The sequence below is a fragment of the Treponema sp. OMZ 799 genome (assembly GCF_024181365.1).
Lineage (GTDB): Bacteria > Spirochaetota > Spirochaetia > Treponematales > Treponemataceae > Treponema_B.
Genome location: NZ_CP051301.1, coordinates 331986 through 352117, shown reverse-complemented (window position 1 = coordinate 352117; position 20132 = coordinate 331986). Strand labels below are relative to the sequence as shown.

Genomic DNA, 20132 nt, shown 5'->3' with positions numbered 1-20132 from the left:
TGGATCTCAAACTAGAAAAATACCTAGGGTATTCTTTGAAAGGTTTGAGAGTTGTGTAATTTAAGATGGATCTCAAACATTGAACGACATTATTACTTTTTATCATCCGTTTGAGAGTTGTGTAATTTAAGATGGATCTCAAACTGCAAGGATGTTTTAAACATTCCGCACACAGTTTGAGAGTTGTGTAATTTAAGATGGATCTCAAACTATATGGATCGTCTTTCCCTGTTGAAGTAAGTTTGAGAGTTGTGTAATTTAAGATGGATCTCAAACAAGACCACCAACGTGTTGATTTTGACCTGAGTTTGAGAGTTGTGTAATTTAATGAAACCTCGAAAAGCAGCAAGCCTATCGGCTTGTTCTGTAAGTAAATTATTCATCATATTCACTAAAGCAAATTGCGAAATAGTTTTTAGAGGTTTTCCTTAGATTTAATTTGAGGTATTTTTAATAAATCATTATTACATAAAAACTTATTAAAAACTCGTCAGCCATATCTATTCCGAAAGATGCGAAATAAATCCAACAAGGTTTTTAGAGAAGACCTTAAATATTTTATTAAACTGTAATAGGGAATTGAAAGTGAAAAAAGTGTTTCTTGTTTTTTGTTTGAGCCTATTGCAATTAGGCTTATTTGCATAGGTTCTAATTTCGAACTTATGTTCGGCGCAGGCCCCGCAGCCTTATAGCCGTTGGCTCCCGCCCTCAATGCCCGTTTAAGCGGTTCTTATTATTTTAGCTGCAAGCATGGAATATTTTTAGGATTTGGAAACAGCTTAGGTTTATTATCGATAAATAATAAACTTACGCTTACTAATGCGGCTATCCTTTCCATAGGTGCGGTTTTTAGATTAAATTAAGCTATAAAATTTGCCGTTTTTACTTCAAGGTAAGACCTGAGGGCATCTCTAAAAATCCACGAAGGTTTTTAGAGATGCCCTTAAGATGGATATCAAACGAATATTACAAAATCATTTCTTTAGAGCTTTTTTGAGAGTTGTGTAATTTAAAAAGGAGACAAAACAAGAATTCAAAAGTTAAAAGAAGTGCGGTTTATATGAAATAGAAAAATAAGAGATTTTCAGACCGAGCCTTACGTACAGGCTTTATTCGGGTAAAACCTCTCGTTAGTTGCGTGGTACCCAGTTACACTCGGCAACGCCTCACGCCCCGCTTATTTTCATTATACCGCAGTATGAAAAATTTTTCAAGCCGCTAAAAAAAGGGCACAGAGCAACCGCTTCAGCAATTTGGTGCGGTTGACCTGAAAAAAAGGGCGTTGCCCGCTGGCCAGATTTTGCTTAGGTGCAAATTTTTTAGGGTCAGCGGGTCACCCCACTTATAAACGGTGTAAAACTGCCGTTATTTTTCTTACATAAGAGTCCCGTCCATCTTCACTATAAGCTACTTGGACGCAACTCTTTTATAAAACAGCATAGCAATCTGCCGTTGTTTCTATTATATCACACTACACTACATTGTCAAGACTTTAAACAAAAAAATCTTAGAAGGTTTCTTGCAAGCACAGGGCTGGTCGCCCCTCATGTAAGGAGGGACGACGCCCTGTTAAAGCGGTATAGCAATCTACCGTATTTTTTATAAGTATACAATATTGTGGGTAAAAGTCAAGTATAAATTCTTAATATTGTGTCTACAAACCAGAGAAGGGACTCCCTAGCCGAAGCATAAAAGCATTTTACTTTTCACCCTTCCTTTTTTTTGCTTTTTCCTTATAATATAGATATGGCAAAATTCACGAGAAAAACAAGGGAAGAGCGCTCTCTTGAGATAATAGAAGCAGCAAAGACTGTATTTTTAAAAAAAGGGTTCCGTCATACAACTATGGAGGACATAGTTGCAGCCACAACTCTTTCAAAGGGCGGTGTTTATCAATATTTTAAAAGTACAAAGGCCATAATGTTTGCCATAATGGAAGCCGGAAATTATTTTAGATACAAACGGAATGAAGAAATTTTTAATGCCGTAAAAGATATTGATGATATTTACGAAATTGTAGCTCAGGCCCTAATGAGAAAACTCTTTGACGAGGTGCCGGAAAAACGGCTCTACCTTATGTTCCTTGCCGAAATTATATATGATAAAGAGTATGAAGAGCTTTTTTTACAACTTGAAGATCAGGCTCATAAGTTTATAAGCGAGAATCTTGAACATTTGTCTGTGAGAAAAAACTTAGCCGGAAAAAAAATAAAGTATAAGACAAATAAGGCAGGGAAACTCTACTCCCGCTTCTTTAACGGAATTCTTATAATGTATGAACTTTTTGAAGATAAAACTATTTTTGATAAAAAAGAAATCCATGACCTCATCTACTCTTTTGTAAAAAAAAGCTTTGTTGTCAGCTGAATTACTAAAAATTAGTTAGCTTATCTTGACTTTCTTCTTTCTTTTTATATAATATAACTGACGCAATCGTCAGTTATGGAGGTTCTTATGACAGATAAGAGAGAGTATTTAATATCCGGTAATATGTTTAAGTTGATGATGGAGTTAAGCATTCCGGGCATTATAGGAATGTTTGTAATCAGTTTATACAGCTTTGTAGATGCAATTTTTGTAGGGAGATATGTAGGAAGCACAGCCTTAGGAGCTATCAGCCTGGCCTATACCTTTACATTGATAAACAACGGCATTGCAGTTTTAATCGGAATAGGTTCCGCTTCAGTTTTGTCTAGGGCAGTGGGAAGAAAAGATCAAGAAACCGTTGATTCGATTATGGGAAACATACTTTTACTAACCCTTCTTTTTTCATTTGGAACTATGACTGTAGGATTAATTTTTGCACCGCAGCTTTTACACCTCATAGGAGCTGAGGGAGAAATGCTTCGCCTTGGTATAAGCTATTTAAGAATTGTATACCTAGGATCAATCTTTGTAAATTTTGGTCAGGCGGCTAATATGGTTATGCGGGGCGAAGGAAGAATGGGACTGGCCATGCTTTTGATGGGTATAAGTGCCGTCTTAAACATTATCTTAGATGCCGTCTTTGTAATTGTATTAAAGAAAGGGCTTGAAGGGGCAGCCATTGCAACAGTTATATCTCAAGTTGTACTTGCAATATGCAACTTTTGTTACTTTGCATTTTTCAGTAAAAATATTAAATTTAAGCATTTTAAAATTCAAAAAGGCATAGTAAAAGAAACCCTTTCAATCGGCTTTTCGGCAATGCTCATGCAGGTCTTTGCTCTTTTACAACAGGCAGTTATGTATTCTACATTAAAAAAATACGGCGGAGAAGATCAAGTAATTTTAATGGGAGCCTTTTTTAGATATCTAATGCTCTCCTTTATTCCGCTTTGGGGAATAAGTCAGGGCTATCAGCCCTTTGCCGGAACAAACTTCGGAGCTAAACAATTTGACAGGGTGAAAAAAGGAACCTTTCTCTTTTACGGTTTCGGACTATTCTTATCCATTATCTTCTGGCTGGTATTTTTAATTATGCCTGAAAGGGTCTTAGGTTTATTCTTGGAAAATAATGAACTCATATCTTTAGGAAGAACAAATGCAATGCTTTCCATTTCTTTATTCCCGTTGTCGGCAATTATGATTATCAATTTAACTCTCTTCCAAGCCTTGGGTAAGGCAAAGTATGCAGGCATATTGGTAATTGCCAGACAATTCTTGCTTTATATTCCGGCCGTATTAATTCTCCCCGTATTTTTTGGAACACGAGGAGTTTGGATTTCAAGTCCGATAATAGAAACTCTGGTTATGATTTTATCTACACTCATAGTGATTAAACTTTTTAAAAAAGATCTAAGCACCAAAGACAAAGTATTGAGTGCATAGGCTCTTATTTAAATTCTACCTTTTTGCAAGCGGGAGAATTTTTTACCGTTATCAAATATTGATATAGATCGGTTATAAGAGTTTCTCCCGTTCCTGCTTTTTTTCCGCTGATATTCATTTTATTAAAAATGGCGTCCTTATAATTTAATCTGTATATGTATAAATTCCCCTTATCTTTTTCCAATATATCCTGATAGGAGGCGGTAAGATAAAAGATTTTATTTTCAAGTTTTTCCGATTTATAATCATTATGAGGATTAGAATACATACAATTTATATATTGAATCATAACAGATAATATTTTATCACTGTAAGATTTATTCGCTTTTATATATGAAGCAAATGGCAAAAGACCGTTTACCGGAGCTTGCCAAACATGAAAATTCCCCCATAGCCCAAAATATTTATTTTTGCCGGTATCCAATATGCGGAAATTATCGTACATCATCCTATCTCTTTTTTTATTGAATTCATTTTGAGGGGCGGCGTAAAGTATTTTACAGTTTAAAATATTATCATTGATTAATTTTAATAGTTGAAAATCTTTTTCACCTAAAACTTCTTCTCCTTTTTCTTCATCAATGAGTAACTTATTACATTTTTGAGCAATGGAATAAATATCTTTATCTGCTTCTCCCTTCATTACAAGTTTTTCCAATAAAGTTTTTATATCTGAAAGATGTTTTAAATTTTTCTTTTCTTTAATTAATAAATACATGGCTGCATAAGCAAGGATCGGCTGGTGTTCTACATCTGCACCGATTATTTTTATGCGGTTTTCTTTTTGTTGAGTTTGATTGTATTTATATAATTTTCTATAAAAGTCAAAATGATCTTGAGTACAAAAATAAGTTTTATATGTATGCTTTTGTATTTGATCTAAGATTTTTTCATTTCCCGAATCCAAATATAGATTAATTAAAAAAGCTTGGCTTATTGGAATTTCTTCAAGCAGATGATTAAAATTATAACTTTCATGTAAATATTTTAAAAACTCAAATTTTAAAATATAGTTGGCCGAAACGGCATGATTTTCTCCTATAAGGATAATATCATAATTATTTAAATCTTCTTTTTCAAAAATTTTATCGAGATATTTTTTATCTTCAAAATTTATAGAAAACGTATTATCCTTTAAGGCTTCATAATAATCTTTTTCCGTGTACTCATTTTGCTCTTTTGACCCTAGAGCAAAACTTAAAAAAAAGAATAAAGCAAAAATAACTGTCAAAATATTTTTTTTCATTTTATACCTCTCATAAAAATTTTAATTTTAAATCAATTTAGCGGGCACTAAATTCAAAAGAACCCGATGCTTTACTGCATTTGATTTTGAGTTTAATTTTTTTACCGACATAATCGGACATATCGATTTCGGTGTTTAATATATTTCCGTCTTTATTATTATCAAAAGATTTAATTATCTTTTCACCGAAACTTATTTCTACCGAAATATTACCTGAATCTATATTCCATGAACATTTTAAGTTTTTACCTTCTTTTATTGTGAAGGTGCTGAATTTTTCGGAAGTCCGATATTTAAACGATGCTCTATATAAGTTGTTAAAATCAGTTTGACTTTGCATGAGAGCTATATCTGCATTCGGAAAAAAATTTTCTATTTCTCCGTTTACAGCCGATTTAAAGATATAAATCGATAATATAATCGAAAAAATCAAGCTCAAAAGGGTTAAAATACCTGCGGTAATCAAAGGCCAAAGATTTGCCTTACTTCTTTTATTTACAGCTTCCGAGATAGGGGGCATCTGCTTACCGCAGCTTCCGCAATAAGGAATTCCGGCAGCTTGAGTAAATCCGCATGAGGAACATTTTATTCTCCTGCTTTTTCGAGCCGCTACAAGATAAAGAATGAGACCAAGCACTGCCGATAAAAAAAACACTATCAAAACCCAAACCAAGACTTCGTCATTTCTTTCTTGTGCATCCTTGTAAACCCAATATGCAATAAGAATGCGGGCAGCAAGTGCAAAAATAGATGCTGTGATGATAACAGTAATAAGTGAAACAAAAAACATTTTCTTCCTCCATAAAAACAAATAAAATTTTATTCAATATTTTTAAAATCCATATTGAAGCGCTTTTATACTATATTTTAATTTTAAAAGAATACTTAAAAAAATAGTGATGTTTATAATTCCTATCCCTAAAAATATAAAAAAAGGTTTAAATATAAAAAAAGGAAAAATTAAACCTATGTTTATAAAAATAATACCTGAAAAAATTGCGGTAATTATATTTATTAAAATAATAAATATAGGAACATCCAAAAGATTATTGTTTTGCATATTTATCTGTGCATAAATTTTTTTATTTATATGCAAAGGAGTTTTTTCACCTGTATTTAAAATTTCACTTATCAAAATATCGGTTTTATCATTTGATTCCATATCCGCTCTCCTCTATTATACTTTTTAAAATACTGCGGCCCTTATTAAGCCTGCTCTTTACTGTGCCTTCCGGTATATCTAAGTTTTTTGAAATATCGGCAATGCTCATATCCGCCGAATAGAACATTAAAATGCTTATCTTAATTTTTTCGGGCAAAGAAGAAACAGCCTTTTCGATTTCTTCTTTCAATTCTTTTTTTTCGAATTCGATTTCGGGTAAAACTTCATAAGGAGAAGAGAGAGATTCAAGTGCAGAACTCGAAGGGGGTGCAAGTTTAACTCTTCTAAAAAACTTACGAAATTTATTTTTATGTATTCCGACAGCAATCGAAAATAAAAAAGCCTTAGGATTTTTATCAAACGCTATTTTGTCTTGCAGTTTAATTGCTTTCAACATAGCTTCTTGATACAGGTCTTCAGCATCAAGTCTTGTTTTTTCAAGCCTTAAACAAAAGCGCCAAAGAGAATCTCCCGCTTGATCAATCAAAAGGTTTAAATCGATTGTATTTTCCATTTTCAAATTCTTGACCAAAGGCCTCATACTAATATCGTCGCAAAAAAGCAAAAAGTTCAAATTTATTTTAATTTATACTTTTCAAGCTGTCAGACTTGTTTCTCGATTAATATATAGATATAATATAGAATAGTTTTATGAGGAAAAGAGTATGCCTAAAATTTTTGAACCTGTTCGAGTTAAGAATATTGAATTTATAAATCATCCACCATTGCCGAGGACTTTGCATAGGCTGTAGACTTGGCTTCAAAGAAGTCCGTCTTAATCAGATTCGCATTGCTGTACTGGCTGACCCAGCTCATAGATTGGGGCTCTTCCCTGTGTCCGTCATAGATCGGCGCAAAGCCGAGGTTTTCGCATCTGATGTTTCCCAAATATTGGATATAGTCGGTTACCATCTGACTGTTAAGCCCGGGAATATCGTTTCCTATAACATAATTTCCCCAAGCTATTTCCTGCTCGCAGCCTTCCTTTATCATGGCTCTAAAAAGCTCTACGGTTTCGGGAGTAAACAGCTGAGGCTCTTCCTTTTGCAGTTCCTGAATCATCGAACGGAAAAGCCAAAGATGTGTATTTTCATCCCGGTTAATATAACGGATTTCCTGTACCGAACCGGGCATCTTATTGTTTCTTCCCAAATTATAAAAGAACATAAAACCGGAATAAAAATAAACGCCTTCCAAGATGTAGTTTGCAACGCAGACCTTTAAAAAAGCAAGAGCGCTCTTGTCGGTTTGAAATTCGTTGTATAGATCGCCGATAAATTTGTTTCTACGCAAAAGGTGTTCATCATCCTTCCATTGATATAAAATTTCGGTTCTCTCTTCGGGAGAACAAATTGTGTCAAGCATGTAGCTGTAGCTTTGCGAATGAACAGCTTCTTGAAAGGCCTGAATGGTAAGGCATAAGTTTACCTCATTGGCCGTTACATATTGTCCGACATTGGGAAGATTTGCGGTTTGAATACTGTCCAAAAAAATCAAAAAAGAAAGAATCTTATCGTAGGCTGTTTTTTCCGGTGCGGATAATTTTCGATAGTCTTGAACATCGGTGGTCATATTTATTTCTTCGGGTATCCAAAAATTATTCATAGCCTGCCTGTACCAATCGCTTGCCCATGAATACTTCATATTGTTAAAATCGTTTAGATTGGTGGTGTTCCCTCCGATCATCTTGCGTTTGTGAGTTTCTATATCTCCGTTTTCGTTAAACAATGCCTTATGCGGCAAAATAGTTTTTTCCGTTATCATAAATTTTCTCCTTATACTAAATGCTCAAAATTGTCATCGTCATTTTCTTTTTTTTCTTCTATATCCAAAGCCATATCCAAAATCGTAAAGAACAAAATTACAATCATCGGACCTAAAACGATTCCGTCGAATGAGAACATGCTTATTCCGCCCAGCATCGAAAAAAAGATTAAAAGAGGATGTATCTTTATTCTATCTTTTAAAAAGAAGGGACGTAAAAAATTATCCATAAAGCTGATTATCGAGCCTGCAACGACCAAAAAGATAAGCCCCTTTAGCAGACTGTCAGTGAAGCATAACCCGACTCCGACAGGAAACCAAATTAAGCCGCAGCCGACAAGGGGTAAAAATGAACTAAAAAAGGTTAAAATCGCAAGCAAGAGAGCACTTTGAACTCCAAATGCAAGATAGATAATTAAAGAGGCAAGACATTGGTAAAAGGAAACCAAGAAAAGTCCTTTAAAAAGATTTGTTGTAATTTCTCCTATTTTAGAAAACAGTTTGCCTGATGTTTCGTTATCTATCGGAATGGCATGTTTTAATAAACTGAAAAGATAGGCTCCGTCTACATAAAAAAAGTAAAGAGCAAAGGCAAAAAAAACAAGGGACAAAAAAAACGAACCCGCATTTTTTACAAGGTTTGTTGCATATCGCAAGATCCGATCCGAGGAGGCCGATAAAAGACTTAAAAATTCCTTTTGTAAATCAAGGTTTGAAATATCTACTGTTCCCATCGACAATCGATTTACTGCGGCGGCTATATCGGTTTTTGAAAATCCGGAATCTGCATTGTTTATGTTTTCCAAAAAACTTTGAATATTTTGGACAAGAATTTTACCTTGACCGAATATTTTTATCACGACAAAAAACAAGACCCCTGCAACAACAAGAACCGTCATTATTGCAAAACTGCCTGCAAGCAATCTTTTTTTTATAGGAAAAGTTCTTTTTTCTTTGTTCATCTTGGCCAGTATTTTATTATATAAGGGGCTGACCAAAATATAAATTACAGCCGACCACAATAAAACACTTGCGTAAGGTAAAAATAGTTTACCCACAAGGATCAGCATTCCTGCAAGTAATACAAAAAACGAGATTGTTTGAAGCCTGTGCTTGTTTTCTTGATACATTAGTTTCTTTTTTCCTTTTCAATATCCAAAAAATATTTTACGGTTTTTACTTTAAGCTCATCGGTAGCCTCATCATCACAGATTATAATAGATTTAGGGTGAAGTTGTAAAGCGCTTACCGTCCAGACATGGCTTACACCGCCCTCTATCGCCTGATGCACAGCTTCAGCCTTAGAGTGTCCTGTTGCCATTATCAACACTTCTTCGGCATCCATAATAGTGCCGATGCCTACAGTCAATGCTGTCTTTGGAACAAGGTCTTCATTTCCTTCAAAAAAGCGGGAATTCATTATGACGGTGTCCCGCGTTAGGGTTTTTTCCCTTGTGCGGGAAGTTAAAGAAGAATAGGGCTCATTAAAAGCTATGTGTCCGTCAGCTCCTATGCCGCCTAAAAATAAGTGAATTTTTCCGTAAGAGCGGATTGCCTTTTCATAATCTTCACATTCTTTTTTCTTATCTTTTGCCATTCCGTTTAATATATGGATATTTTTAGGATCAATATCGATGTGATTAAAAAAATTATCCATCATAAAATAATGATAACTCTGAGGATGAGATGCCTCCAAGCCCACATATTCATCCATATTAAAAGTAACTACATGCTTAAAAGATAGAAGACCTTCTTTGTGTTTTTTTATAAGTTCTTTATAGACACCTAAGGGAGTTGAACCGGTGGGCAGACCTAGAACAAAGGGTCTTTCCTTGGTAGGATTAAATTCGATAATTTTATTGCCTATATAATCGGCAGCCCATTTTGAACAATCATCATAATTCTTCTTTATAATAAGTCTCATAGAGTTTCTCCTCTTAGACTAAAATCTAAGGTCTAAATAATACAAAAAAATTGAGGTTTAGTAAAGAAATAAGGATGCGTTTTTGGAATTTTACCAGATACCCATAACTTTTTGCATAAGCAGGCTTACAAGGGTGATGGATATCCAACAACTCGCCCCTAAAAAAAGAGGTTTACCGCCTGTTTTTATTAACTTTAATATATTACTGTTAAGGCCGACAGCCGCCATTGCGGTAGTAATAAGCACCTTACTCAAGGTTTTTGCCGGAGCAAAAAAAGATGACGGGACTCCTAAATTAGATAAAATTGCTGTGATAACCGAAAGAGCAATAAAATACAAGATAAAGAAAGGAAAAATTTTTTTTAGATCTACCTTTTTTTCAGCCGAATTTTTCATCTCTCTTACTCTTAAAAAAGCAAGCGAAAAGGTAATTGGGATGATGGCGAGAGTTCGTGTAAGTTTTACTATTACAGCCTTATCCAATGTTTGAGAGCCTAGATTCCACATACTGTCCCAAACAGCAGCTGCGGCTGTTACTGAAGATGTGTCGTTTATTGCCGTACCTGCAAAAACACCAAAGGACTCTCCTGATGCTGTATCAAAACCTAAGAACCTTCCAAGAGTTGGAAAAACAAGGGCAGCAAGAACATTAAAAAAGAAGATAACCGAAATTGCCTGAGCAGCGTCTTCGGCATCTGCATCAATTACAGAAGCAGAAGCTGCAACAGCCGACCCTCCGCAAATTGAAGAGCCCACTCCGATCAATATTGCCGTATTTTTTTTCAGTTTCATCAGTTTATAAAGAATAAATGCAATAAGAAGAGATATTCCTATTGTACATATAATAATGGGAAGAGACTGGGCTCCTGTTTTAAGAATCGCTGTGTAATTTAAACCGGCTCCTAAAAGGACAACAGCCCATTGAAGAATTTTTTTTGAAACAAAAGTAATTCCGGCCGTTGCCTGTCCTTTATCTTTCCATAAAAGGGTAATAGCCATCCCAATAAGAAGGGCTATTACAGGTGCTCCGGCGAGCGGAAATATTTTGCCCAAAAACCATGCAGGTAAACAAATCAATGTACATACTAAGATACCTAAGAAATTCTTTTTTATTGCTTCCATAAATAAATTCTCCAGTTTGCCGGAATTATATGATTATAAATCTTATATACTTATAATGTCAATATTATAGACTTAAACATAAAAAAAATATTGATAAAATTTTATTTTTTTTATCTTAATCACTAGAAAAAAAATTTGAAATATGATAGCTTTATGTAAGCATATCTTAACTGTATATTTTATAAGTATCCTAATTTATAAATCGTAATCAAAATACTCTAACATTAAACAGGGAGCCTATTATGGTAAACTTAAAAAAGAACCGAAATAAGACTCGTTTTTCTATTTTGAATAAACTTGTTATTTTTTTTGGTATGTTAATTCTGATTGCAGGCTTTACAATGGGAACTGCAGCACTTTATATTGCAAAATCAGCCTTAAACGAAAAAATAGATAATTCACTGATAGCCAAAGCTGTAGATACGGCAGAAATAATGGATGGAAGGGTAAATGCCTTTGTTCAATTTTTAGAAGGATTAGCTCGAATGCCCGCTCTGAGAGACAATTCTCTCTCATATGTCGAAAAAGCCCAAAGTCTTATCAATGAAGCGGCTATGCATCCCCATATCGAATTCTTTGGAGTGTGCGATCTAAATGGAATGCGATATTCTTCAAATGGACATTTTTCAAACGTCAGTGACATAGACTGGTACAAGATATCAAAGCACGGAATTCCATTTGTAGCAGAACCGGCTGTAAGTGTTGAAACAAAGAAAATGCAGATTATGGTTGCAGTACCTATATTCGATAACGATAAAAAAGTTACAGGCGTTTTAAGTGTAGGTACAAATGCCTTTATTATATCGGAGTTTATTCATGATATACTAATCGGAGAAACAGGAGGCTGTTACATTCTCGGCCGAAATGGATCAGTCATAGCTCATAAGAACACAAACCTTGTTGCATCTAAGACAAATAGAGTAAAAGAAGTTATTACTGATGAGCACCTAAGAGAAATAGCCGACTTTGAAAAAGAAGCAATTAATTCAAATATTTCCAAAACAGGTCTTTTTACTCATGAAAATGAAAAACATATCGCATCTTTTGCCCGCATGGGCTCAACTGCATGGACTGTAGTCATAAGTGCTCCCATCCATGAATTAACCGGAAGTATAAAAACATTAAAAAGCACGATGAGAATTCTATGGTTTTTAATGATTATAGTATCAATAATTATTACTATTGTACTAGCTCTTACAATAGTAAGACCTATAAAAAATGTTGTAGACGCACTTAAAGATATCGCCGAGGGAGAAGGAGATCTAACTGTACAGCTTCCCATAAAAGGAAACGATGAACTATCTGATCTTTCTATTTACTTTAATAATACCATACGTAAAATAGGTGATTCTGTAAGACTCTTTGGTACAAGCACAGATACAATGCAGCAAATAGGTAACGAACTTGCTTCCAATATGACGGAAACGGCAAGTGCAATTAATCAGATAAGCGCCAATATAGACGGTGTAAAGCATCAGACCCTTACACAGGCAGCAAGCGTAAATGAAACAGCCGCTACTATCGATCAAATAGTAAAGACAATTCAGCAATTAAATGATGCTATAGGATTACAAGCAGTAAGTGTTGCCAGATCTTCTTCTGCTGTGGAACAAATGGTCAGCAATATATCTTCAATAAATCAAACTCTTAAAAAAACCGATGATGCCATCAAAACTCTTGCGGATGCGACTGCCGATGGAAAAGGCTCTTTAACGGAGTCAAACAGTATTACCCAGAAAATAGCCGAAGAGTCGGGAAGCTTGATTGAAGCTTCAAGCGTTATTCAACATATTGCAAGCCAAACGAACTTGCTTGCAATGAATGCAGCAATTGAAGCCGCTCATGCAGGTGAATCGGGAAAAGGCTTCGCTGTTGTAGCAGATGAGATTCGAAAACTGGCAGAAGAGTCTAGTGCACAAGGAAAAACGATAACAACAACCCTTAAGGTTCTAAGTAAAGAAATAGAATCCCTTTCTTCATCTTCAAAAATTGCAGAAAATAAATTTGATGTCATTTTTGGCCTTTCCGATCAAGTAAAAAAGATGAGCACCTCTTTAATGGAAGCTATGAAGGAACAAGAACAAGGAAGCCAAGAAATACTTAGCACAATTAAGGACATAACAGCAGTAACATCAAAAGTAACGGGAGGCTCTGCCGAGATGATGGCAGGCGGAAAAAATGTTGCAATTGAAATGCAAAAACTTGACGGCCTCACACGTCTGATAACCGACAGCGTAAATGAAATGGCGGCAGGAGCTTCACAAATAAATCAAGCAACACAGGAGGTAAATGAAATCAGCCAAAAAAACCGACAAAGCATAGAAAACTTAGTAGACGAGGTAGGGAAATTTAAAGTCTAAGTTATAAAACTTAAGAATTCAAAAAAAAGGCTTGACAGTAAAAAAAAGGGGTGGTACACTATAAGCCATAATAACTTATAGGAGGCTTTTTAATGAAAAAGTATGTACCGGAACCTTTTAGAATTAAAATGGTTGAACCCATCAAAATGACAACGCGCGAGGACCGCATTAAGTATCTTGAAAAAGCAAAGTACAATATGTTTAACTTACGCGGTGAAGATGTCTACATTGACTTATTGACAGACAGCGGGACAAACGCAATGAGTGATAAGCAGTGGGGCGGAGTTATGGTAGGAGATGAGGCCTATGCCGGAGGAAAAAGCTATTTCAAATTAGTTGAAGCCGGTCAGGATATTTTCGGATATGAATTTATCCAGCCCGTTCATCAGGGTCGTGCTGCAGAAAAAGTATTATTCCCCTTGCTGCTTAAAAAAGGTCAAGTGGCTATTTCAAATATGTTCTTTGATACGACCAGAGCTCATGTAACTCTGGCAGGCGGAAGGCCTCTGGACTGCGTATGCAAAGAAGCAAAAAAACCTTCCGAATATGCTCCTTTTAAGGGAAATATGGATGTTGAAAAACTTGAACAGCTTATTAACGAACACGGAAAAGAAAAAGTCGGCATGATTGTAATGACAATTACAAACAACTCTGCCGGCGGACAGGCTGTTTCAATCCAGAACATTCGTGATGTTGCCAAAGTAGCAAAAAAATACGGTATTTTATTCAATATCGACGCTGCACGATTTGCAGAAAACGCATACTTTGTAAAACAAAGAGAAGAAGAATTCAAGAATAAGTCCATCAAAGAAATTATCCGTGAAATGTTCAGCTATGCCGACACCTTTACAATGAGCGCCAAAAAAGATGCTATCGTTAATATGGGCGGTTTGATTGGTATTAAAAACAATCAAGAAATCTATCAAATGATTAAGGGTAACTGTATTTCTTTTGAAGGCTTTATCACTTACGGAGGTCTTGCCGGACGCGATCTTGAAGCCCTGGCCATCGGCTTATATGAAGGCATTGACGAAGAATATTTAAAATATCGAAATGCTTCTATGGAGTATCTTGCTTCTCAGCTTCTTGATGCCGGTATTGCCATTCAAAACCCGGCAGGCGGGCACGGCGTTTATGTTGATGCCAATGCAATGTTCCCCCATATTCCATATTACGAATTTCCAGGTCACACTCTCTGCGTCGAGTTGTATAAAGAAGCAGGAATCCGAACATGCGATATCGGTTCCTTTATGCTCGGAAACGACCCCGAAACCGGAGAACAAATCAAATCGGAATTCGAATTTGCCCGTCTTGCAATTCCGAGACGAGTATATACACAGTCTCACTTAGATGTTATTGCAGGAGCTTTAATCAACATTAAAGAAAGAGCATCACAAGTTAAAGGCTATAAAATTATTTGGGAACCGCCGATTTTAAGACACTTCCAAGCTCATTTGGAACCTATAAAATAATCGGTAATTTATAAAATAACCGAATATCGGACGGATGACTATTGATTATCCGTCCAAACATCGGATGTATGGTGTATTTATAAAATAAGGAGGTTTATATGGCAAACATAGAATCAAAGCGAGATCACTTTAATTCTAAGTGGGGCTTTATTCTTGCTTGTATCGGGTCCGCTGTCGGTATGGGGAACATTTGGCTTTTTCCCTTCCGTGTCGGACAATTCGGAGGAGCGGCGTTTTTAATTCCGTACTTCATCTTTGTTGCAGTTATCGGTTATACCGGTGTCGTTGAAGAAATGTGCTTCGGCAGGGCTATGAAAACAGGGCCTCATGGTGCATTTTTAAAAGCAACAAGAATGAGAGGAAGTGAAGCCGGTAATTATATCGGTTGGATTCCGGTTATCGGATCCTTAGGCATCGCTATCGGATACACTGTCGTTGTAGGATGGATTATCCGTTTTACGGTCGGAGCTTTTACAGGTTCAATGCTTGCTGCAGAAAACAGCGGTGCATATTTCGGATCTATCGCAGGGCCCTTATCCAGTCTACCCTGGCACATTATTGCAATTGCAGTTTCATTTTTAGTAATGGTCGCAGGAGTTTCATCCGGTATCGAAAAGATTAACAAAATCATGATGCCCACCTTCTTTGCTTTGTTTATCATTCTTGCAATCAGAGTTGCAACACTGCCCAAAGCAATGGAAGGCTATAAATTCCTTTTCAAAACGGATTGGTCCGCATTAGGCAATATTAAAACTTGGGTATTTGCCTTAGGTCAGGCATTCTTCTCGCTGTCGTTAGCAGGAAGCGGTACGGTTGTATACGGAAGCTATCTGAAAGATACGGAGGACGCTCCCACCAGTGCAAAGTATACAGCAATCTTTGATACACTTGCAGCTATGATTGCCGCCTTGGTTATCATCCCTGCCGTTTTTGCTTATGACCTGGAACCCTCCGCAGGACCGCCCTTGATGTTCATCACAATGCCTATGATCTTCAAAGAAATGCCTGCCGGTACTTTGTTTTCTATTATATTCTTTATTGCCGTATTGTTTGCCGGTATTACATCGCTAATCAACCTATATGAAACACCTGTAGAACTCATGCAGCAAAAGTTTAAGCTCAGCCGAAAAGCCGCCCTCGCAATAGTTCTTGGTCTCGGCTTTGCAGTAGGTTTAGTAGTTGAAGACGGAAACATACTCGGTACATGGATGGATGTAATCAGTATTTACATAATTCCGCTCGGAGCCTTGCTTGCCGGTATCATGTTCTTCTGGGTTGCCGGTAAGGACTTTGTTCTTGACGAAGTTTCAAAGGGCAGACTCAAGAGAATCGGAGATTCATATTCTATTCAAGGAAAATACATATATTGCGGTTTAACCTTAATAGTTTATATTCTCGGTATCTTCTATGGAGGCATCGGCTAGAGTAAGCCGGTCTTTTAAAGACACAACCAAAACCGATTAGTCCTACGGATTAATCGGTTTTTTATTGTCAAAGCCGAAATTTTTTAAAGAAAGTTGTATGGCATATTCGGGTATTTATCAAGAATAAATTTATAAAAAATCACACTAAAACACAGGAAATATTGGTTTTATGGGAAAAATCACTTTATTAATAAGACTTAGGTTCAGCAAAATGTTCTATAATCCGAAGAGAATAGTAGGTATTGGATAGGATAAAATAATCATTCAGACACCAGAATAATAATGCTTGAATGATTATTACAACAAATTACAATTTTTACTACTTACTAATTTAATAGTTATACATGACTTTATTTCTTATAGATAGATAAAATAACATAAAACTGTTGTAACTATCCAAAACAAAATCAAAAGAGGAAAGCCACATTTTAGATAGTCTTTCATTGAATATCCTCCGGCTTCCCAAACAAGAAGATTTGGACCTGTTCCAAATGGAGTTGTAAAAACTCCTGAGGCACAAACAGAAACAGCCATTGCTCCTGCTAGGGGATTAACTCCTGCAGCCTGACAAACCAAAATGCTAACAGGCAACATTAACACCGTAGCTGATGAATTTAATAAAAATTGAGTAACAATTAACATCAGCAAGGATATAGCAGCAATTAAAAGTATAGGTGGTAATCCATTTAATGCAGGACTTAATAAATTAACAATGTATTCAGCCGCACCAGTTTTAACCATAGCTCTACTAAGCGGAAATATTCCTCCTACTAGAAAAACGGTTGTTACACTGAAAGATTTTATTGCATCTTGAGCAGATATGCATCCTGTAAGAACAACAAGAATAGCTCCAAACACTCCTGCTATATGCATTGGCACAATTTTTGTTGCCATTGCTATAACTACAGATAAAAATATTATTGCAACAAGTAACATTTTGCTGGGGTTTTTATCGCTTGTTCTATTTTCATCTTTTGCCTCTATATTTTTCAATGGCAATAGTTTGGTTCCAAATATACTCATATAAATCATTCCAACAACTAATAGCGGTATACCGATTTTAGAATACTCAAAAAATCTAAGTTCCCTTAAGCCCATATCTGCCAGCATTCCATTTACTACAATATGTGGAGTGGTTCCTATTAATGTTATTGTTCCACCAAGAGAAGCAGCATAAGCCAGAGCCATAAGCAATTTTGATTTAGGAATTTTTGCTTTTTCAGCCATTGATCCAACAATCGGCATTAAACAAGCTGTAGTACCTGTATCGTTTAGAAAAGCGGACAGGCCTCCGCCAACTATTGATGTTCCGAGAATTAATCCTTTTTCAGTTTTACCTATAAGACCTATTATTTTCCCGCCTATGAAGTCGGCAAGTCCCGTTTTAAAAAATGCTTCACCTACAACTACAAGTCCCATAAAAAATACTACAGTTGTATTTCCAAACTCTGCATATGCCGTTTTTGCATCTATTATTTTAAACGCAGCTAAAAGAGCCGGAATTGCAGCTCCAATTAATATGGGATGCACCGGCTGCCATATTAATAGAATTACAACAACAATAAAAATTACACATGTTATTATCGCTGGTATTGTCATGCTAACTTCCTCCTAAATTTAAATTAACACTATTTCTAAAAGCCATTAATTCTGCATTAGTTGTATTTATGGAAACTGAACAATATGGTGCTAGGATATAAGGAATATCTTTATTATTTTTTATTTCCTCTTTAGCTAGTTCCTCTATTTTATTTTCTGAATTTGTTCCAAAAATCATCTCATTAACTCCACCCATAGGTACAATTTTTTTTAAAAATCTGATAGAGTCTTTTATGGGAGGATTGCCTTCTCCGCCTTGATCCCAATGCAAAATATCTATTGGATAATCACAAAATCGTTCAGGATTACTTTTTATACCACATGTATGATATATTATTAATCCTCCATCTTTTTTTACTTCTTTTAAAAATTTTAAATCATATTTTTTTATATATCTCCTCCATTCATCTTCTGTCATATATCCTGTTCTTGCCCAGGAAATACCCGCATAAAAAAGACCGTCTATACCTGTTGCTTTTAAGTCTTTCCAGTAATTAATATATGTATCAGTTATATTTTCTAATGCTTTTTCTAGTTCTTTTTCTTTATTTTTTATAATATCAAAAATTTTATTATCTTTTCTTTCAGCATGAAAATGTCTTCTAACAAAAGGGCACTCAAATATATTTGTTATTATTGTCAAAGGTGTAAACAATGTATGTACAATTGGAACGTCTTCAGTTAAATTTTCTTTGATTATTTTAATAACCTCTACATGATCTTTTAATGTTTGATTGTTCATATCTTTTTTCTCAAAGATAGATAAATCATCACAATTAGTTGCTTTTGATATTTTTTTAGGGAATATTTCCTGCACATAATTATTGTAGTCAAAAACATCTCCCCACACTTCTTGCATATAAACAGCAGATGGGTGTATTTTCATAATATCCCAATCATACTTTTTTTGCCAGTCTAACATAACCTTGGCTAATTCAGTTGGTTTTCTTTCAGACTTAGGAAAATGTCTATACGCAGTTATAGGAGGTCTATCTGGTAGCTGACCTTTTAATACACACTCAAGTCGCTTTCTTTTTGAAAATTTCATAACTTCTGTCCTTCACTTTTAAAATAACTTATTTACTAATCCATACTAGTATGCTACCATCAGTTTTTATATTTGTCAATGATTTATTTGTTTTTTTATAAATATTTTTATAAAAATAAGTAATTTTATGAAACTAAAAAATAACTGTATATTGATATGCAGATTTATAAAGAGGCATAACTTAACACCCCTTTGAAATCATTGCCGCCTCCGAAGTTTTTGAACCTGTCATCGTCTGCCGCAAAGTCTTTAACTATATATTCTTTCAAAACCGTTATTGAGTAATTTCTAAACTAAATACATGAACAAAGCGTACTCAATATCTTATCGCTAAAATCATATCAATGGAGTAATAGACAATTTCTCTTTGAATGGCTCTATTTCCTTATTCCTAGTTGAGAACAAACCCCATCACCCCTACACCTTTTGCAAAGTCTGCGGTTTTTGGACATAGGAAAAACGGTAATCGGATAGGCTGAACTCAAAGGTTTCTCTGTTTACTATGCCGAGCGGTTTGTCGCTGTCGTACAGCTGCATGAGAAACTCTACCGCCTGAGCGCACGAGTGGTAGGTTCCGAATGCTTTGTCGTAATCGTAGTCTGTGATGTCATTGGCGATATTGCCGAAGTTTGTTTTTGTGGCGGCGGGGGCAAAAACCTTTGCCTGCATTTTCGCTCCCGCTGCGCTCAACTCCCGGCTTAAGCCTTCGGTAAAGGAGGCGGCAAAAAATTTCGTTGCGCAATAGCTAACCGCAGACGGGACAATCGTATACCCGCCGACGGACGACACGTTGATAAGCTGCGTATTCTCTTTATTTGCAAAATCCCGCACATACAAAGCCGAAAAAAGCGCAACCGCTTCTACATTGAGCCTCAACATATCTTCCAGTTTTGCAAGGTTTTGATTTTCCATGCTGCAATAATCGCCGAAGCCCGCATTGTTGATCCATGTTTCAATATCCAGCTCCTTTACCGAATTGTATAGGGCATAGATATTTTCTTTTTGGGTAAGGTCGTACACCTTAACGATGACCTCCGACGAAGCATTGCCGGCTCCGGCAATTTCGGTTTTCAACTTTTCAAGTTTCTCTTTAGTGCGTGCGACGGCAATGATGTTTTTCCCGCGCTGCGCAAACCGCTTTGCCGCTTCGTATCCGATACCTGAACTTGCACCGGTGATAACTACGTATTTTTTCATCTTT

Annotated in this window: 16 protein-coding genes and 1 CRISPR repeat array (1 of these 17 only partly in view); of the genes, 5 read left to right on the top strand and 11 right to left on the bottom strand. The window is 35.8% G+C overall.

The genetic code is table 11. From position 1 onward, the window contains the following. A CRISPR array of direct repeats spans positions 1-342; the repeat unit is 36 nt; unit sequence GTTTGAGAGTTGTGTAATTTAAGATGGATCTCAAAC; it reaches 353 nt to the left of the window's first position. Positions 343-1722: 1380 nt separating this feature from the next. Next, on the top strand, positions 1723-2367 hold the full coding sequence (locus tag E4O04_RS01585; RefSeq protein ID WP_253709310.1) for a TetR/AcrR family transcriptional regulator: 645 nt from the start codon (positions 1723-1725) through the stop codon (positions 2365-2367). A gap of 87 nt (positions 2368-2454) precedes the next feature. Further along, positions 2455-3810, top strand: coding sequence for an MATE family efflux transporter (locus E4O04_RS01580; RefSeq protein WP_253709308.1), 1356 nt, complete (start codon positions 2455-2457; stop codon positions 3808-3810). A 4-nt stretch (positions 3811-3814) separates the two neighbouring features. Here the strand turns inward: E4O04_RS01580 and E4O04_RS01575 are convergent, their stop codons facing one another. From E4O04_RS01575 to E4O04_RS01540, 8 genes are all read right to left on the bottom strand, one after another. Then, the gene (locus E4O04_RS01575) at positions 3815-5056 is read right to left on the bottom strand and encodes a TraB/GumN family protein (protein WP_253709306.1); all 1242 of its coding nucleotides are present in this window, start codon (positions 5054-5056) and stop codon (positions 3815-3817) included. Positions 5057-5093: 37 nt separating this feature from the next. Then, the gene (locus E4O04_RS01570; RefSeq protein ID WP_253709303.1) at positions 5094-5846 is read right to left on the bottom strand and encodes a hypothetical protein; all 753 of its coding nucleotides are present in this window, start codon (positions 5844-5846) and stop codon (positions 5094-5096) included. Between the two features lie 42 nt (positions 5847-5888). Next, positions 5889-6218, bottom strand: a complete 330-nt coding sequence (locus tag E4O04_RS01565; protein ID WP_253709300.1) for a hypothetical protein — start codon at positions 6216-6218, stop codon at positions 5889-5891. Next, the gene (locus E4O04_RS01560; RefSeq protein ID WP_253709297.1) at positions 6205-6732 is read right to left on the bottom strand and encodes an RNA polymerase sigma factor; all 528 of its coding nucleotides are present in this window, start codon (positions 6730-6732) and stop codon (positions 6205-6207) included. The genes E4O04_RS01565 and E4O04_RS01560 overlap by 14 nt, the downstream gene beginning before the upstream one ends. A gap of 194 nt (positions 6733-6926) precedes the next feature. Further along, complete coding sequence (locus E4O04_RS01555) at positions 6927-7982, bottom strand: ribonucleotide-diphosphate reductase subunit beta (protein WP_253709294.1); 1056 nt, start codon at positions 7980-7982, stop codon at positions 6927-6929. Positions 7983-7993: 11 nt separating this feature from the next. Beyond that, positions 7994-9112: an AI-2E family transporter gene (locus E4O04_RS01550; RefSeq protein WP_253709292.1), complete on the bottom strand. Its 1119-nt coding sequence runs from the start codon at positions 9110-9112 to the stop codon at positions 7994-7996. Then, positions 9112-9906, bottom strand: coding sequence for a glucosamine-6-phosphate deaminase (gene nagB, locus E4O04_RS01545; protein ID WP_253686089.1), 795 nt, complete (start codon positions 9904-9906; stop codon positions 9112-9114). The genes E4O04_RS01550 and nagB overlap by 1 nt, the downstream gene beginning before the upstream one ends. A 90-nt stretch (positions 9907-9996) precedes the next feature. Then, positions 9997-11028, bottom strand: coding sequence for a YeiH family protein (locus tag E4O04_RS01540; RefSeq protein WP_253709289.1), 1032 nt, complete (start codon positions 11026-11028; stop codon positions 9997-9999). 242 nt (positions 11029-11270) lie between these two features. On the opposite strand from E4O04_RS01540, the gene E4O04_RS01535 reads away from it, so the two are divergent. The 3 genes from E4O04_RS01535 (at position 11271) to E4O04_RS01525 (ending at position 16284) form a co-directional block, all read left to right on the top strand. Further along, the gene (locus E4O04_RS01535) at positions 11271-13388 is read left to right on the top strand and encodes a methyl-accepting chemotaxis protein (RefSeq protein ID WP_253686093.1); all 2118 of its coding nucleotides are present in this window, start codon (positions 11271-11273) and stop codon (positions 13386-13388) included. A gap of 92 nt (positions 13389-13480) precedes the next feature. Beyond that, positions 13481-14860, top strand: a complete 1380-nt coding sequence (locus E4O04_RS01530) for a tryptophanase (RefSeq protein ID WP_253686095.1) — start codon at positions 13481-13483, stop codon at positions 14858-14860. 98 nt (positions 14861-14958) lie between these two features. Further along, positions 14959-16284: a sodium-dependent transporter gene (locus tag E4O04_RS01525; RefSeq protein ID WP_253686097.1), complete on the top strand. Its 1326-nt coding sequence runs from the start codon at positions 14959-14961 to the stop codon at positions 16282-16284. A 357-nt stretch (positions 16285-16641) separates the two neighbouring features. On the opposite strand, the gene E4O04_RS01520 is transcribed toward E4O04_RS01525, so the two are convergent. The 3 genes from E4O04_RS01520 to E4O04_RS01510 form a co-directional block, all read right to left on the bottom strand. Next, complete coding sequence (locus tag E4O04_RS01520; protein ID WP_253709276.1) at positions 16642-17883, bottom strand: SLC13 family permease; 1242 nt, start codon at positions 17881-17883, stop codon at positions 16642-16644. 1 nt (position 17884) lies between these two features. After that, on the bottom strand, positions 17885-18931 hold the full coding sequence (locus E4O04_RS01515; RefSeq protein WP_253709273.1) for a uroporphyrinogen decarboxylase family protein: 1047 nt from the start codon (positions 18929-18931) through the stop codon (positions 17885-17887). Between the two features lie 417 nt (positions 18932-19348). Further along, complete coding sequence (locus tag E4O04_RS01510; protein ID WP_253709256.1) at positions 19349-20128, bottom strand: SDR family NAD(P)-dependent oxidoreductase; 780 nt, start codon at positions 20126-20128, stop codon at positions 19349-19351. Positions 20129-20132: the final 4 nt, after the last annotated feature.

Bases quoted from the DNA above. Each gene is read 5' to 3' on its own strand.
- nagB (WP_253686089.1), bottom strand. From the start codon at position 9,906: ATGAGACTTATTATAAAGAAGAATTATGATGATTGTTCAAAATGGGCT.
- E4O04_RS01570 (WP_253709303.1), bottom strand. From the start codon at position 5,846: ATGTTTTTTGTTTCACTTATTACTGTTATCATCACAGCATCTATTTTT.
- E4O04_RS01540 (WP_253709289.1), bottom strand. From the start codon at position 11,028: ATGGAAGCAATAAAAAAGAATTTCTTAGGTATCTTAGTATGTACATTG.
- E4O04_RS01550 (WP_253709292.1), bottom strand. From the start codon at position 9,112: ATGTATCAAGAAAACAAGCACAGGCTTCAAACAATCTCGTTTTTTGTA.
- E4O04_RS01510 (WP_253709256.1), bottom strand. From the start codon at position 20,128: ATGAAAAAATACGTAGTTATCACCGGTGCAAGTTCAGGTATCGGATAC.
- E4O04_RS01530 (WP_253686095.1), top strand. From the start codon at position 13,481: ATGAAAAAGTATGTACCGGAACCTTTTAGAATTAAAATGGTTGAACCC.
- E4O04_RS01520 (WP_253709276.1), bottom strand. From the start codon at position 17,883: ATGACAATACCAGCGATAATAACATGTGTAATTTTTATTGTTGTTGTA.
- E4O04_RS01555 (WP_253709294.1), bottom strand. From the start codon at position 7,982: ATGATAACGGAAAAAACTATTTTGCCGCATAAGGCATTGTTTAACGAA.
- E4O04_RS01525 (WP_253686097.1), top strand. From the start codon at position 14,959: ATGGCAAACATAGAATCAAAGCGAGATCACTTTAATTCTAAGTGGGGC.
- E4O04_RS01565 (WP_253709300.1), bottom strand. From the start codon at position 6,218: ATGGAATCAAATGATAAAACCGATATTTTGATAAGTGAAATTTTAAAT.
- E4O04_RS01580 (WP_253709308.1), top strand. From the start codon at position 2,455: ATGACAGATAAGAGAGAGTATTTAATATCCGGTAATATGTTTAAGTTG.
- E4O04_RS01515 (WP_253709273.1), bottom strand. From the start codon at position 18,931: ATGAAATTTTCAAAAAGAAAGCGACTTGAGTGTGTATTAAAAGGTCAG.
- E4O04_RS01560 (WP_253709297.1), bottom strand. From the start codon at position 6,732: ATGGAAAATACAATCGATTTAAACCTTTTGATTGATCAAGCGGGAGAT.
- E4O04_RS01575 (WP_253709306.1), bottom strand. From the start codon at position 5,056: ATGAAAAAAAATATTTTGACAGTTATTTTTGCTTTATTCTTTTTTTTA.
- E4O04_RS01535 (WP_253686093.1), top strand. From the start codon at position 11,271: ATGGTAAACTTAAAAAAGAACCGAAATAAGACTCGTTTTTCTATTTTG.